This is a genomic window from Pseudomonas sp. TE24901, from assembly GCF_054058375.1.
Map to the genome: position 1 here is coordinate 38,449 of NZ_JBSSAF010000016.1, position 14,259 is coordinate 52,707.

Annotated in this window: 14 protein-coding genes; 4 read left to right on the forward strand and 10 right to left on the reverse strand. The window is 60.6% G+C overall.

Going from position 1 to position 14,259, the window contains the following annotated elements; all coding sequences use genetic code 11:
- Positions 1–7 precede the first annotated feature (7 nt).
- Entirely contained in the window at positions 8–967 is a 960-nt protein-coding gene (locus ACVWVP_RS26120) for a M29 family metallopeptidase (protein ID WP_178925308.1), read from the reverse strand.
- A 72-nt stretch (positions 968–1,039) separates the two neighbouring features.
- A complete protein-coding gene (locus tag ACVWVP_RS26125) occupies positions 1,040–1,177 on the reverse strand; it encodes a hypothetical protein (protein ID WP_003175756.1) in 138 nt (45 codons plus the stop codon).
- A gap of 639 nt (positions 1,178–1,816) precedes the next feature.
- Between ACVWVP_RS26125 and ACVWVP_RS26130 the strand changes: the two genes are divergently transcribed.
- The 3 genes from ACVWVP_RS26130 (at position 1,817) to arfB (ending at position 4,453) form a co-directional block, all read left to right on the forward strand.
- Positions 1,817–3,238 carry an amino acid permease gene (locus ACVWVP_RS26130; RefSeq protein ID WP_457408835.1) on the forward strand — a complete coding sequence of 474 codons (1,422 nt, stop codon included), beginning with the start codon at positions 1,817–1,819 and terminating at the stop codon, positions 3,236–3,238.
- A 105-nt stretch (positions 3,239–3,343) separates the two neighbouring features.
- Positions 3,344–4,027, forward strand: a complete 684-nt coding sequence (locus ACVWVP_RS26135; RefSeq protein WP_178925304.1) for a pentapeptide repeat-containing protein — start codon at positions 3,344–3,346, stop codon at positions 4,025–4,027.
- 12 nt (positions 4,028–4,039) lie between these two features.
- The gene (gene arfB / locus ACVWVP_RS26140) at positions 4,040–4,453 is read left to right on the forward strand and encodes an alternative ribosome rescue aminoacyl-tRNA hydrolase ArfB (protein WP_176994266.1); all 414 of its coding nucleotides are present in this window, start codon (positions 4,040–4,042) and stop codon (positions 4,451–4,453) included.
- Here arfB and ACVWVP_RS26145 read toward each other — a convergent pair.
- The 3 genes from ACVWVP_RS26145 to ACVWVP_RS26155 form a co-directional block, all read right to left on the reverse strand.
- Positions 4,450–5,646: an MFS transporter gene (locus ACVWVP_RS26145; RefSeq protein WP_457408838.1), complete on the reverse strand. Its 1,197-nt coding sequence runs from the start codon at positions 5,644–5,646 to the stop codon at positions 4,450–4,452. The genes arfB and ACVWVP_RS26145 overlap by 4 nt on opposite strands.
- A gap of 104 nt (positions 5,647–5,750) precedes the next feature.
- Complete coding sequence (locus tag ACVWVP_RS26150) at positions 5,751–5,924, reverse strand: hypothetical protein (RefSeq protein ID WP_178925301.1); 174 nt, start codon at positions 5,922–5,924, stop codon at positions 5,751–5,753.
- 348 nt (positions 5,925–6,272) lie between these two features.
- Positions 6,273–6,584 carry a DUF962 domain-containing protein gene (locus ACVWVP_RS26155; protein ID WP_178925299.1) on the reverse strand — a complete coding sequence of 104 codons (312 nt, stop codon included), beginning with the start codon at positions 6,582–6,584 and terminating at the stop codon, positions 6,273–6,275.
- A 161-nt stretch (positions 6,585–6,745) separates the two neighbouring features.
- Here ACVWVP_RS26155 and ACVWVP_RS26160 point away from each other — a divergent pair, with 161 nt between their 5' ends.
- On the forward strand, positions 6,746–7,804 hold the full coding sequence (locus ACVWVP_RS26160) for an AraC family transcriptional regulator (protein WP_178925297.1): 1,059 nt from the start codon (positions 6,746–6,748) through the stop codon (positions 7,802–7,804).
- On the opposite strand, the gene ACVWVP_RS26165 is transcribed toward ACVWVP_RS26160, so the two are convergent.
- The 5 genes from ACVWVP_RS26165 to ACVWVP_RS26185 form a co-directional block, all read right to left on the reverse strand.
- Positions 7,761–9,215: a TrkH family potassium uptake protein gene (locus ACVWVP_RS26165; RefSeq protein WP_259173166.1), complete on the reverse strand. Its 1,455-nt coding sequence runs from the start codon at positions 9,213–9,215 to the stop codon at positions 7,761–7,763. The genes ACVWVP_RS26160 and ACVWVP_RS26165 overlap by 44 nt on opposite strands.
- Positions 9,216–9,476: 261 nt before the next feature.
- Positions 9,477–10,820, reverse strand: coding sequence for an imelysin family protein (locus ACVWVP_RS26170; RefSeq protein WP_259173165.1), 1,344 nt, complete (start codon positions 10,818–10,820; stop codon positions 9,477–9,479).
- A 128-nt stretch (positions 10,821–10,948) separates the two neighbouring features.
- The gene (locus tag ACVWVP_RS26175) at positions 10,949–13,000 is read right to left on the reverse strand and encodes a putative bifunctional diguanylate cyclase/phosphodiesterase (RefSeq protein WP_259173164.1); all 2,052 of its coding nucleotides are present in this window, start codon (positions 12,998–13,000) and stop codon (positions 10,949–10,951) included.
- Between the two features lie 220 nt (positions 13,001–13,220).
- Positions 13,221–13,400: a hypothetical protein gene (locus tag ACVWVP_RS26180; RefSeq protein WP_178925079.1), complete on the reverse strand. Its 180-nt coding sequence runs from the start codon at positions 13,398–13,400 to the stop codon at positions 13,221–13,223.
- Between the two features lie 154 nt (positions 13,401–13,554).
- Positions 13,555–14,151: a superoxide dismutase gene (locus ACVWVP_RS26185; RefSeq protein ID WP_094950838.1), complete on the reverse strand. Its 597-nt coding sequence runs from the start codon at positions 14,149–14,151 to the stop codon at positions 13,555–13,557.
- Positions 14,152–14,259 lie beyond the last annotated feature (108 nt).

The following is a 14,259-nucleotide window of genomic DNA, read 5'->3' on the forward strand; positions in this document are numbered from 1 at the left end:
TCACTGATCAGAAGGCAAAGGTGCCGTCGAAGACGGGCTTGTCATCCAACGCCAACACCCCACTGGCAAAGATCAGATCCAGGTGATGGCTGCCTTTCTGCCCGCCGCCCAGGCCCAGGTGCAGCCCGCAATGGCGCTCTTCGAACCCGGCATTGCGTGCATACAGGTCCTTCACGCCTTCGTTGGTGCCAATCCCCAACTCCTCCACACGCCGGTTCGACGGGTTGGCGTTCAGGTACTTGTTGAAGTCATCCGCCAGCCCCGGCACGTCGCTGGCCACGCTGCAGATGGTCGAGTTCTCGATCCACAGTTCCAACGGTGACTGCAACACGCCGTATTTGCGCGCAAAGGGGATGGTGCTCAGGAATGTGCCGACAAACCGCACCTGGCCATTGATGGCCTCGCTGTGGGTGGCGATCTCGCCGGGGGCCAGGTCGTGGTTGCCGACGCCGTTGATATTGGTCCACTTCTTGATGCTGCTCATCGGCGCTTCCAGGCGTGAGCCGTGCTTGTCGGTAAAGCTCAGCACGTTGGCTTGGGACATGCGCCGGATCAGCGTGGCGTTGAGGTCGGCAATGCGCTGTGGTTCGACGCTGAAGGTGTCGTAGAAATAGTCGCCATAGTCCTTGAACAGCAGGGATTTCTTCCAGTGCTCGGCCATCACGCCTTGCAGGGCGCGGATAAAGTCCGGGCCTTCGGCGCGTGGGTTGGGCAGGGTCGAAGAGTCGTAGAGAAACAGGTACAGGTCGCAGGCTTCAATGGCCTGGGCCAGGCTGTCGCAGGCGGCCAGGTCCAGGCGCTGCACCTGGAAATTGAAACGGGCGGCGCTGCCGTGGGTGATCGCCTGGGCGATGGCGTCATAGCGTTCGGTATGGCCCAGCAGCACGTTCGGGCAGTTCAGGCCGCTGAGGGCCGGGTGGTGGGCCAGGTAGTAGAGAAAGTGTTCGACGGCGCGGGCCTTGTCCATGACGGGTGTCCTTCTGTGCCTTGGGTAAGGAGGCAGATGCCGTGCACAGCACCTGCCAGTGCCTGCCGGGTGTTAGAACGGCCACATCGCGGTGCCGAATGGCACGACGGCGTCGGCTTGCATCATTTCAACGGCGGCCTCATGGGTCGGCGCTTCAAACCAATCGTCGAGTTGCAGTTCGGTTTCCAGGTCGTTTTCCAGTGCTTGCATGGTGTTTCTCCTAGAGGACGTTGTTTGAGAACGGCTTGCCAGCGGGCTTCACTGGGCAAGTGGGAAGAACCTAGGAGAGAGTGTTTCGGAATGCAAAATATTTATTGACACGGTCTCATTTGGATTTTTTGTTCTGTTTTTTCGCCAGAAATATTTATTTAGAAAAAACAACGGACTGGCGAGGGTAATTTGTCGGAGATTTCCTACCGACATTTTTCTGTTCGTTGCTGGCTGTAACGCTTATTTTCCGCGCTGTAACGATTAATTTACGTGAAAGTCGCTGCATTTCTGGGCGTGGCGATGCTGTAAGGAATGCCTGACAGATTGTCGCGTGCCCTTGCCGAGGGCCGCCCTAAGCTGTCGAGCGGTGTACAATGCGCCGCGTTTTACTGTGACCCCCCTTGCGTACCCACGCAAAAGGCCAAGACCTCAGGGTTTACCTTCCCTGATCACTCCGCCTGGCCACGAGCCAGACGGGTTCGATTTCGTCACAGATAAAAACAAACAGGTGACGCATGACCTTTAGAACGACGCTGTACTCCTGGTGCCTGCGCTGGGGTTTGAGCGGCGCTGCTTGAGTCGAGATTCAAGACAGCAACGTGCATTCAACATCATCAAACCTTGCGTGAGACCCTTTTCATGAGTGGACCCCATTCCTCTTCAGGCGAGCTGAAACGCGGCCTGAAAAATCGGCATATCCAGTTGATCGCCCTCGGGGGCGCCATCGGCACCGGCCTGTTCCTGGGCTCGGCCGGGGTGCTCAAGTCGGCCGGCCCGTCGATGATCCTGGGCTATGCCATCTGCGGCTTCATCGCCTTCATGATCATGCGCCAGCTCGGCGAAATGATCGTCGAAGAGCCGGTCGCCGGTTCCTTCAGCCACTTTGCCCACAAGTACTGGGGCGGTTTCGCCGGCTTCCTGTCGGGCTGGAACTGCTGGATCCTGTACATCCTGGTGGGCATGTCGGAGCTGACTGCCGTCGGCAAGTACGTGCACTATTGGTGGCCCGAGATCCCGACCTGGGTCTCGGCCGCCGCGTTCTTCGTACTGATCAACGCGATCAACCTGGCCAACGTCAAAGTCTTCGGTGAAGCCGAGTTCTGGTTTGCGATCATCAAGGTGGTCGCCATCGTCGGCATGATCGCCTTGGGCAGCTACCTGCTGGTCAGTGGCAGCGGCGGCCCGCAAGCCTCGGTGAGCAACCTGTGGGAACACGGCGGCTTCTTCCCCCACGGCGTCGGTGGTTTGGTGATGGCCATGGCGATCATCATGTTCTCCTTCGGCGGCCTGGAAATGCTCGGCTTCACCGCTGCCGAAGCAGACAAACCGCGCACCGTGATCCCGAAGGCGATCAACCAGGTGATCTACCGCATCCTGATCTTCTACATCGGCGCACTGGTGGTGCTGCTGTCGCTGACCCCTTGGGACAGCCTGCTGCAAACCCTCAACGCGTCCGGCGATGCCTACAGTGGCAGCCCGTTCGTGCAGGTGTTCTCGATGCTGGGCAGCAACACCGCCGCGCACATCCTCAACTTCGTGGTACTGACCGCGGCGTTGTCGGTGTACAACAGCGGCACCTACTGCAACAGCCGCATGCTGCTGGGCATGGCCGAGCAGGGTGATGCGCCACGGGCCTTGGCCAAGATCGACAAGCGCGGCGTGCCGGTGCGCTCGATCCTTGCCTCGGCGGCCGTCACCCTGGTGGCGGTGCTGATGAACTACCTGATCCCGCAGCATGCCCTGGAACTGCTGATGTCCCTGGTGGTGGCCACGCTGGTGATCAACTGGGCGATGATCAGCTTCTCCCACTTCAAGTTCCGCCAGCACATGAACCGCACCGGCCAGGTGCCGCTGTTCAAGGCGCTGTGGTACCCGTACGGCAACGTCATTTGCCTGGCGTTCGTGGTGTTTATCCTGGTGATCATGCTGATGATCCCGGGGATCCAGGTGTCGGTGTACGCGATCCCGGTGTGGGTGGCGTTCATGGCGGTGTGCTACTGGGTCAAGAACAAGCGCAGTGCCGAAGCGGCGCTGACCTCGACGAGTGCGGCACTGAAGTAACCCGCCTTGCGCAAACAGAAAACCCGGCATATTGCCGGGTTTTTTGTGGGCGCTCACGGGTTAGACTCCCGCCTCGTTTTCACCTGTTCCGCGCCCGGAGGCCCCATGCACCACACCGATATCGACGGCGGCACCCTGCAGCGCGACGAGCTGGAAGACCTGATCGACCAACACGGCGGGCCTTTGCGCCTGGTGGGTGTCGACCTGAGTGGGGCCGACCTGTCGCGCATGGCATTGGACCACTGGATATTCGAACGCTGCATCCTGGCCCAGGCCTCGTTCCTCGGCTCGCGCCTGGAAGGTACGCAGTGGAAAAGCTGTCGCGCCGGCCAGGCGGTCTTTGAAGCGGCGAATCTGTTGGAAGCACAGTTCCACAGTTGCGACCTGAACAACACCCGCTGGCAACGCAGCAAACTGTCCCAGGCCCAATTTGATCAGTGCAAGCTGACCGGCGCCAACTTCACCCATTGCGCTTCATTGGGCCTGAGCTTCAGTGAGAGTTTGCTCAACAGCGCGTTTTTATCTGGTTTGTCGTTTGCGCGCACGGTGCTCAATAACCTGGATTTTTCTGACAGCGACTTGTCGGACGCAGATTTTCGCAAGGCTGAACTGATCGACTGCAGCCTGGCCCATGCGCGCATCAACGGCGCCAATTTCGCCGGCGCGGACTTGCGGGGCGCGGATTTGAGCGGGTTTCGCCTCAATGATGCCAAACTGTTCAAAGGCGCCGTGATTTCCAAAGCCCAGGCGTCGATGTTGTTGTCCGAGTTGGGCTTGTCCGTTGCCTAAGGTTTTTAATTGATGCTGGTGATTTCCAATAATGTGCACCTGCCCGACGCCGAGATCGAGCTGACCGCCATTCGCGCCCAGGGCGCCGGTGGGCAGAACGTCAACAAGGTGTCGAGCGCGGTGCACCTGCGCTTTGATATTCCGGCCTCGTCGCTGCCGGCGTTCTACAAGGAGCGTTTGCTGGCGCTGCGTGACAGTCGGATCACCAGCGAAGGGGTGCTGGTGCTCAAGGCCCAGCAATACCGGACCCAGGAGCAGAACCGCGCGGATGCATTGGAGCGTTTGGTGGAACTGATCCTCAGCGCCACCAAGGTGGAAAAGAAGCGCCGCCCGACCAAGCCGACCCTGGGCTCGAAAAAACGTCGCCTGGAATCCAAGACCAAGCGCGGCACGATCAAGGCCGGGCGCGGCAAGGTCGACTTCTAGGCGTCGCGCGCCTCGCGGGCTTTGGGGGCCTGGCGGTACAGGTACACGCTGAGCACCAACCCACCGCAGGCGGCCAGGGCGGCGAACAGGAAGATCGATGCAAAGCCAAAACCTGCCGCCACAGCGCCTGCCAGCGGGCCGGTGATGCCCAGGGACAAGTCGATAAACAACGAATAGGCCCCCACGGCCGAACCCCGGCTGGACGCGGGCACCAGGTTGACCGCCTCCACGCCCAGGGACGGAAACACCAGGGAAAAGCCGAACCCGCTCAACGCCGCACCGGCCAGGGCCAGGTTGGCGTCCGGCGCCAGCCACAGCAACAGCAGGCCGAGGACCTCCACCGACAGGCAGGCGATTGCCACGCGAAAACCGCCGATCCGGTTGATCAAGTTGCCGAACAGCAGGCGCGCGCCGATAAAACTGGCGCCGAACAGGCTCAAGGCCCACACCGCGTTATCCCAATGCTGGGTGGTGTAGTACAGGGTGATGAAGGTGGCGATGGTGCCGAAGCCGATCGAGCCCAGGGCCAAGGCGCAGCCGTGGGGCAGTACCCGACCCAGCACGTTCATGAACGGCAGGCGCACGCCGGCAACGATGGGCGCGGCAACTTTGTTCCAGGCCAGCAACAGGCCGATGAGCGCCAGCAGGATAATGCTGACGCCCATGCTCCACAGCCCGAAGTGCCTGACCAGCACCACGCCCAGCGGTGCGCCGACGGCCAGCGCCCCGTAGCTGGCGATGCCGTTCCAGGAGATGACCTTGGCGGTATTCGCCGCACCGACGCGGCCAATGCCCCACCCGATGGCGCCGGAACCTACCAGGCTTTCGGCGCTGCCCAGCACCAGGCGGCCGATCAACAGGCTGCCGAGGCTCAAGGCCGGCAAGCTGGAAAAGAACGCCGCAAACAACATGAACATACCGCTCAGGCCGCAACCGGCCAAGCCGATCAGCACCGCGCGCTTGCTGCCCAGGTTGTCGATGATTTTTCCCGCATACGGGCGGCTTAGCAGGGTGGCCAGGTATTGCACGCTGATCACCAGGCCGGCGATCACCGCGCCATAGCCCAGTTCGCTGTGCACATAGCCCGGCAAGACGGCGAGGGGAATGCCGATGTTCAGGTAGCCGATAAAGGTAAACAACACGATGGAAACGACTTGCAGCGTGACCGCCATGGGGCGCTGGGTATCTGGCATGGGAAAGGTCCACTGTCGCAGCAGGTAAAGATAGGCTGCTAATGATACCGGTGCTTTGGCCTGCGCAGGGTGGCAAAAGCAAAAAACGTCAGCTCAAAAAGACGTCAAGGCTGGGCAGGGGCCAACAGTTGGGTGGTCACCAGGGCGGCCAAGGCGTTTTCCTGGGTGCCGAAGCGCTTGAGCAGCAGGGCCTGTTTGTCGGCGCTCAGACGGTTCCATACTTCAACCATCTGCAGGGCAGCGTCGAGTACGGCGGCGTCGGGAAGGGTGTCGGTCATCGCGGTATCCAAAGTCTTCAGGCAGTGTGGAAAGCGCTCAATGTTGCGCTTTCCACACGGTCTGTTACGGCGTCAGTCCTGGCGTTTGCTGTCGACTGGTTTTGCTTCTTTGGCCTCAGGCTGCTTGTTGCTGGCCTGCTGCGGTGTTGGCTGCTCGGTTGGGTGCAGGCTTGGGAAGGGGAGATTAGGTATCTCGTGCATCGTCGTCGCTCCTCGCAAGGTCTGTTTTATCAATCGCAGGTGATTCCGCGCTCTCAAAAAGCCTTGGCAGGATACAGCACCTAAAATGACAAAAAGATTTTTATCTCGCCGGATGTACGAACTTTCACGGTTAAAACGGTCGTGGGGCTAGAACGGCACCTTGCCCAGGATCATGTCGCGGTACATCACAAAATCCCCCAGCAGGCTGTAGAACGGGTGCTGGAAGGTCGCCGGGCGGTTTTTTTCGAAGAAGAAATGGCCGACCCAGGCAAAGCTGTAACCGGCTATCGGCAAAGCCAGCAACAGGCCCAACGAACCTCTGCCGATGGCGTAGGCCAGGATGCCAATCACCAGCGTGGTGCCGATAAAGTGCAGGCGCCGGCAGGTGCTGTTGCCATGTTCGCTCAGGTAATACGGGTAGAACTCGGCGAAGCTGTTGAATTGTCTGACATTTTCCACGGTAGCCGGCCCTCTCGTTATTGTGGTGCCCAACAGATGTTCGGCGGGGAGCTTATTTGAGTCTAGAGTGATCAGTGGTAACAGCCAGTGACAATAGATGCCACTTTAGTATCCTTGGCTTCCTGGCTGCCGTTTTAAGCCTGCTTTTTTAAGAAGACGCCATGAGCGAACGAACAACTTCTGCAAGCTGGGCGATGGGGATAGTCAAGGCGTTGGAAATGGACGGCTTGGACTGCCGGGCCTTGTTCAAGCAACTGGGCCTGGACTATGCCGCCCTCAGTGACCCTGACGCGCGTTTTCCACAAGACTCCATGACCCGACTCTGGCAACGGGCGGTCGAGCTGTCGGGCAACCCGGCGATCGGCCTGAACATGGGCAAGGTGGTGCGTCCGGCATCGTTTCATGTGGCCGGTTATGCGCTGATGTCCAGCAACACGCTGGCCGAAGGTTTTATGCGCCTGGTGCGCTACCAGCGGATCATCGCCGAAAGCGCCGACCTGAGTTTCCGACTCTTGCCCGAAGGCTATGCGTTGATTCTGACGGTGCATGGCGATCACTTGCCCCCCACCCGGCAAAGCGCCGAGGCTTCGCTGGCCAGTGCCCTGGCGCTGTGCGGCTGGTTGACCGGGCGTACCCTGCAGCCGCGCAAGGTGCTGTTGCAAGGCGATCAACCGGTGGACCTGGCGCCCTACAAACAAGCTTTCCACGCGCCCCTGGAATTCAACGCGCCCTATGACGCGCTGATTTTCGAGCGGGCCGACATGGACGCGCCGCTGCCCACGGCCAACGAGGCCATGGCGCTGCTGCATGATCGGTTTGCCGGTGAATACCTGGCGCGTTTTTCGGAAAGCCGCGTGACCCACAAGGCGCGGCAGGTGCTGTGCCGCCTGCTGCCTCAGGGCGAGCCCAAGCGTGAGGTGGTCGCCCAGACCCTGCACCTGTCCCAGCGCACGTTGCAGCGGCGTTTGCAGGAGGAGGGCACCAGTTTCCAGTCGCTGCTCGATGACACCCGCCGCGAACTGGCCGAGCAGTACCTGGCACAGCCGAGCATGACCCTGCTGGAAATCGCCTACCTGTTGGGGTTTGCCGACCCGAGCAATTTCTTCCGCGCGTTTCGCCGCTGGTTCGACGCCACGCCCGGCGAATACCGGGCGCGGTTGCTGGAAGCCTCGACGATCAGTGACGCCAGAACGCCGGAATGCACAGAACAAAGACTGTAATGATCTCCAGCCGTCCCAGCAGCATGCCGAACGACAGGATCCACTTGGCTGCATCTGGCAGGCTGGCGAAGTTGCCGGCCGGGCCGATGGTCTCGCCCAGGCCCGGGCCCACGCCGGACACGGTGCTGGCGGCGCCGGTCAACGCGGTCATCCAATCCAGCCCCAGCAGCGACAAGGCCAGGGCAATCGCGCAGATGGTGATGGCGAAGAAGAACGAAAAGGTCAGGATCGAGCGTACGATTTCTTCATCGAGGCGGTGGCCGTTGTACTTCTGCTTGATCACCGCGCGCGGGTGAATCAGCTGGTTCAAGTTGGCCTTGAGCAGGATATAGGCGACCTGGAACCGGAAGATCTTGATGCCGCCCGCCGTAGAGCCGGAGCAGCCGCCGACAAAGCCCAGGTAGAAGAACAGCATCAGTGAGAAGTTGCCCCAGATGCTGTAATCCCCCAGTGCAAAGCCGGTCGTGGTGACCACGGACGTGACGTTCACCGCCACATGCCGCAGCGCGTCCAGCCAGTGCAAGTTGGTGGTCCACCAGTACCAGGTGCCCAGCACCAGCCAGGTCACGATCAACAGGCCGAGCAAGCCTTGTACTTGCTGATCCTTGATCAGTGCCCGACGGTTGCCGCGCAACGTGGCCACATACAGGGTGAACGGCAGGCTGCCGAGGATCATCACCACCACCGCCACCCAGTGCACGGCGGGTTGTTTCCAGTGGGCCAGGGATTCATCGGAGGTGGAGAAACCCCCGGTGGAAATGGCTGACATCGCGTGGTTGATCGCATCGAACAGGCCCATCCCGGCCCACCAGAACGCCAGGCTGCCGAGGATCGTGATGCCCACGTAAGTCGCCACGATCAGGCGCGCCACCATATGTGAACGGGGCATGACCTTCTCTGAACGGTCCGAAGACTCGGTCTGGAACAGGCGCATGCCACCGATGCGCAGCAGCGGCAGGATCGCCACCGCCATGCCGATAAAGCCGATGCCGCCGAGCCAGTGCAGCAACGAGCGCCACATCAAGATGCCCGGGGACATGCTGTCCAGCCCGCTCAGCACCGTGGAACCGGTGGCGGTGATGCCGGACATGCTTTCAAAAAACGAGTCGGTGTAGCTGATGTGCTGGGTCAGCAGGAACGGCAAGGCGGCAAACACGCACACCACCACCCAGCTTGTCACTGTGAGCAGGTACATGTCCCGGGGGCGCAGGTGCACGTGCTCGGGACGGCCGGGAATGACCAGGGCCAGGCCGGCGATAAAGGTGATCATGCTGGCCCACAGGAACGAGGGCAGGTCTTGGGTACGTTCGAAGATCACCAGGGTGGCCATCGGGACGACCATGGCGATCGCAAGGGTGATCAGGAAGATGCCGATGATGAAACCGATGATGCGTAGGGTCGGCAACGCCATGAAGTGAGCTCGGGTGATTGGGCAGAGGCGCCATTCTACCCGGGGTGCAGGGTAAGTAAACCGGCCCCTTCAGGCGATACGGAGCAAATGTGGGAGCGGGCTTGCTCGCGAATGCGGTGTGTCAGTCACTGGATATTTGGCTGACCTACCGCATTCGCGAGCAAGCCCGCTCCCACATGGGTTTTGCGGTATTTGATTGATCGCAGAACCACAGACATAAAAAAGGCGACCCGCAGGTCGCCTCTCTCAACGCGGCGCGGATCAGAACTCGTGATCAGCGTTATCCGGGTTCAGGTCGCTGATGCCCAGCTTGCCGGCGGCGGCTTCGATCGAACCAGTCTGCTTGACCAGTGCGGCGATGGCGTCGCGCACGATTTGGTTGCCCTGGTCGTTACCGGCAGCGATCAACTGGTCGTAGTGCTCGCCTTTGTTGGCGTGGTCAACCATGACCTGGATCTTCGCTTCGGTCGACGCCAGGTCGGCCTTGAGCGCGCTGTCGGCGGCCGGGTCGGCCTTGGCCACCAGGGACGACAGGCTGGCGCCGGTCAGCTTGGTGCCGTCGACGCGGGTGTACTCGCCCAGGTAGACGTTGCGGATGCCCTTGGCGTCGTAGAAGTGCGAGTTGTGGGTGTTGTCGCTGAAGCAGTCCTGCTCGTCTTCTGGCGAGTTGGCTTCCAGGGAAACCTTCATGCGCTCACCGGCCAGTTCGCCCAGGGACAGGCTGCCCATGCCGAACAGCATTTTGCGCAGGCCGTCGGTGGCAGGTTCTGCCTCCAGGGTGGCGCGGTAGTTGTCTTCGACGTTGGGTTTCCAGTTGCCGACCATTTCTTCCAGGTCGCTGACCAGCAGTTGGGTCACGGCGCGCAGGTAAGTGCGGCGACGCTCGTTGTTGCCGCCCGTGGCGCCGTCGCCGGTCAGGTAGTCGGAGGCAGGGCGGTTGCCCGCGCCAGGGCCGGTGCCGTTGAGGTCCTGGCCCCAGAGCAGGAATTCGATGGCGTGGTAGCCGGTGGCAACGTTGGCTTCGGAACCGCCCAGCTCATTGAGGCTGGCGAGTTTTTCCGGGGTGATCTCCTTGACGTCGACCTTGTCTTCGCCAACCTGGATCTCGGTGTTGGCGATGATGTTGGCGTTGGCGCCTGGGTTACCCAGGGCGTGCTCGTAGGATTTGTCGACGTAGTCGATCAGGCCTTCGTCCAGGGGCCAGGCGTTCACCTGGCCTTCCCAGTCGTCGATGATGGTATTGCCGAAGCGGAACACTTCGCTCTGCAGGTACGGCACGCGCGCGGCGATCCAGGCGGTACGGGCTGCTTTGAGGGTTTCGTCGTTCGGGTTGGCGAGGAAGGTGTCGATGGCGGTTTGCAGGGTTTTCGCAGTGGACTCGGCGTCGCTGTACACCGCGAACACCATGTCAGCGTAATGCGCGACCACGGCTTTGGCGGCCGTTTCGTCGACCTGGCCTGCTGGGGTGGCAGCCGCTGGAGCGGTAGTGCTGGCAGCCGGGGTCGGCGCCTGGTTTGCGGTGGCCTTGTCTTTACCTTCGCCGCAACCGGCGAGAGAAATGGCAATGGCCAGCAGACTGGCGGTGGCCAGGGGCATACGAATCATGGCGAACATCCTGCTTCGGTTGTTGATAGGGCGCGCGGGGGAGCGCAAAAAACTGCGACATAATGCGAAAGATTTGCATTTTGTGTAAAGGTTTATACGAGGGAAATATTTAGTATCGTTTTGCCGCTTCAGAGAATCGCCGCGTTGTTGCGCTCGGACTGCTTCAGGAAGGCCGCCAACTCCCGGGCCGGCAGCGGTTTGCTGTAGTGATAGCCCTGACCTTCATGACAGCCCTCGGAGATGATGTAGGCCTCTTGTTCGGCCGTTTCAACCCCTTCGGCGATCACCTGCATGCCCAGGCTTTTGCCCAGTTGGATGATGGCGCGCACGATGGTCGCATCGTCGTCGTCATCGAGCAGGTCCTGGACGAAGCTCTTGTCGATCTTGATCTTGTCCAGCGGCAGGCTCTTGAGGTAACTCAACGACGAATAGCCGGTGCCGAAGTCATCGATGGCGATCAGCGCCCCGGAACGACGCAGGCTCAGCAGGTGCTGGGCGGCGGTGCTGATGTCTTCCATCAGGCCGGTCTCGGTGACTTCCAGTTCCAGGCTGCGCGGCGGCAGGCGGTAGATCTGCATCAGGTTGTTGACCACCCGCGGCAGCTCGGTGTGGTGCAGTTGCACCGTGGACAGGTTGACCGCCATGCGCAGGTCGGTGAAGCCCAGGTCATGCCATTCACGCAGTTGTCGGCAGGCCTGGTCCAACACCCATTCGCCGATCGGAATGATGGTGCCGTTCTGTTCTGCCAGCGGGATGAACAGGTCCGGCGGCACCAGGCCGTGCTCCGGGTGCTGCCAGCGAATCAACGCTTCCACACCCACCACGCGATGGTCGCGGTAGCTGATCTGCGGCTGGTACACCAGGTGGAACTGCTCGCGGTTCAGGGCCTCGCGCAGGTCTTTTTCCAGCTCGCGGCGCCGGCGCATTTCGCTGTCGACGCTGGCGATATAAAACTGATAGCGGTTGCGCGAGCGGCTCTTGGCCAGGGTCATGGTCTGTTCGGCTTTTTGCAGCAGCTTCTCGGTGCTGTCGCCGTCTTCCGGGAACAAGGTGATGCCGATAGTGGCACGCAGGCGAATCTGCTCATGCTCCAGGGCAAACTCGGCTTCCAGGTCATCCAGGATGCTTTGCGCCAGTTCGGCGGCTTCGTAGGGCTGGTCGATATCGGCCTGCACCAGCGCAAATTGGTCACCGCCCAAGCGGGCGAGGGCACCCAGGCGGCCGCTGTGGGCGCGCAGGCGATCGGCCAGGGCCAGCAGCAATTTGTCACCGGCCTGGTAGGTGAACTGTTCGTTGACGCTTTTGAAGTCATCCAGGCCCACGCACAACACCGCCACGCGGCGCTGACGACGGCCGGCGTCGATCAGGATCTTGTCCAGTTGCTCCTGCAGTTTCTGGCGGTTCGGCAAACCGGTGAGAAAGTCGTACTGGGCCATGCGCAGCAGGCTGCTTTCGGCTTCATGGCGCAAATGGGTGTTGCGCTCGATGGACTCTAGCAACTGGTTGGCGGTATTGATCCACAGGCCCAGCTCGTTGCGTTCGTGACCCTTGAGTGAAGGGATCTTGTGTTCGCTGGGCCGGTCCGGGTTGATCGAAGTCAGGTGTTCGATGATCCGCGACAACGGCTTGGTCAGCAGCCAGTGATAGACCAGGTACAGCACCAGGCCCATGGCCAGGGCGCGCAGCACGCCGGAAATGAAGATGATCACCGAACTGACCAGAAAGCCCTTGCCGTAGGTGGCGGTGTCGAGGGTGATGCTCAGGTCGCCGTAATACTCGCTATACGGGCCTTTGCCGACCAGTGAGGTGGTGAAGGTGCGTTCCTGGCCAAGGATCAGGTCGGTCAGCCAGCGACTCGGGGACTGCTGCAGCGCGCGGCTTTTTTCCGCAAGCATGGTTTCGTTGGGATGGCCGATGGAGGCCATGCGCACGGCATCGTCCTGGAACAGGCCCTCAATCACTTGCATGCCCATTTCGCGGTCCAGGCTGTAGACGGCCTGGGTCGAGGGGTCGCGAAACATGTCGAGGATGCGCTGGGCATCGCCGGCCACGGCCTGGCGCGTCTTGTAGGCATCGAAAACGATCTGCGCCGCACTCAGCGCCACGCCCACGATCAATGCCGACAGCAGCACAACCCGTAGCAACTTCACCGACAAGCTGTTTTTGAGTTCCAGCTTCAAAGGGTCATTCCTTGTTCCATGCGGGTAGCCTCAATATGCCATGAGTATTGGCAATCTCGTGATGGCAGTCAAAGGAACATTGGGGGGAAGACTCAATTGAGATTGTGGCTGGGTAAGCGTGGGGGGCTGAGAGTCTGGGTGCCGGTCACTGACCCTCAATGTTGAGGGCTTGTAGGATAGAAGGCCGTACGGGCCGGCCTTCCAGTGAGACGTGCCTGGGTCAGAAAGTAATCTGGTTCTGAGGCTGCGACTCTGTATTACCTGCAATTTTTTCTGCATCTGGCATTTTGTCCAGCAGCTTGCCAGCCACGTCCAACGCGCCTTTTGCCAAGTCCATTCCCTTATCGAGAAGGCCCGTTACCATCGGCACTGCACCTACAACCATCGAAATAGGGTCCATCGTCATACTCCACATCTGATTGGGAGGGTTATTCCTCCCGCGACTTGAGTGGAAATATTTCATTAGTGAGTTCCATGATTCTTCGTCGGTGTTTCCAAGTAACGCCCACAAAAAAGCCCGGCAATTGCCGGGCTCTTTCTACTGCAAGGGTTGCTTAGGCAGTGAAGGTCTTGCCTTCGAACTGCTCAGCCACGAACTTCCAGTTGACCAGGTTCCAGAACGCTTCCACATACTTTGGACGCACGTTGCGGTAGTCGATGTAGTAGGCGTGTTCCCACACGTCGCAGGTCAGCAGCGGGGTGTCGCCGCTGGTCAGCGGGTTGCCGGCGCCGATGGTGCTGGCCAGGGCCAGGGAACCGTCAGCCTTTTTCACCAGCCAGCCCCAACCGGAACCGAAGGTGCCGACGGACGTCTTGGTGAACTCTTCCTTGAACTTGTCGAACGAACCGAACGCAGCGTTGATGGCGTCGCCAAGCGCGCCGGTAGGTTGGCCACCAGCGTTTGGCGCCAGGCAGTTCCAGTAGAAGGTGTGGTTCCAGACCTGAGCGGCGTTGTTGAAGATGCCGCCCGAAGAGGATTTGACGATCTCTTCCAGGGTCTTGCCTTCGAACTCGGTGCCAGGCACCAGGTTGTTCAGGTTCACGACATAGGTGTTGTGGTGCTTGTCGTGGTGGTATTCCAAGGTTTCCTTGGAAATGTGCGGCTGCAGGGCATCGTGTGCGTAGGGCAGCGGCGGCAATTCGAAAGCCATGATGATTCTCCTAATCAGGTCAGTTGCGGTGAGCGCAAGGCCGATCACGGGCGGCCAAACAAGCGCCGGGGAGTTTGTACTCTTTGCGGCGCAGGGGCTGGATCATAG

Coding starts and splice junctions, on each gene's coding strand:
- ACVWVP_RS26180 (WP_178925079.1), bottom strand. CDS start 13,400: ATGGACCCTATTTCGATGGTTGTAGGTGCAGTGCCGATGGTAACGGGC.
- ACVWVP_RS26120 (WP_178925308.1), bottom strand. CDS start 967: ATGGACAAGGCCCGCGCCGTCGAACACTTTCTCTACTACCTGGCCCAC.
- ACVWVP_RS26145 (WP_457408838.1), bottom strand. CDS start 5,646: ATGCCAGATACCCAGCGCCCCATGGCGGTCACGCTGCAAGTCGTTTCC.
- ACVWVP_RS26170 (WP_259173165.1), bottom strand. CDS start 10,820: ATGATTCGTATGCCCCTGGCCACCGCCAGTCTGCTGGCCATTGCCATT.
- ACVWVP_RS26135 (WP_178925304.1), top strand. CDS start 3,344: ATGCACCACACCGATATCGACGGCGGCACCCTGCAGCGCGACGAGCTG.
- ACVWVP_RS26160 (WP_178925297.1), top strand. CDS start 6,746: ATGAGCGAACGAACAACTTCTGCAAGCTGGGCGATGGGGATAGTCAAG.
- ACVWVP_RS26125 (WP_003175756.1), bottom strand. CDS start 1,177: ATGCAAGCACTGGAAAACGACCTGGAAACCGAACTGCAACTCGACGAT.
- arfB (WP_176994266.1), top strand. CDS start 4,040: ATGCTGGTGATTTCCAATAATGTGCACCTGCCCGACGCCGAGATCGAG.
- ACVWVP_RS26185 (WP_094950838.1), bottom strand. CDS start 14,151: ATGGCTTTCGAATTGCCGCCGCTGCCCTACGCACACGATGCCCTGCAG.
- ACVWVP_RS26150 (WP_178925301.1), bottom strand. CDS start 5,924: ATGACCGACACCCTTCCCGACGCCGCCGTACTCGACGCTGCCCTGCAG.
- ACVWVP_RS26165 (WP_259173166.1), bottom strand. CDS start 9,215: ATGGCGTTGCCGACCCTACGCATCATCGGTTTCATCATCGGCATCTTC.
- ACVWVP_RS26130 (WP_457408835.1), top strand. CDS start 1,817: ATGAGTGGACCCCATTCCTCTTCAGGCGAGCTGAAACGCGGCCTGAAA.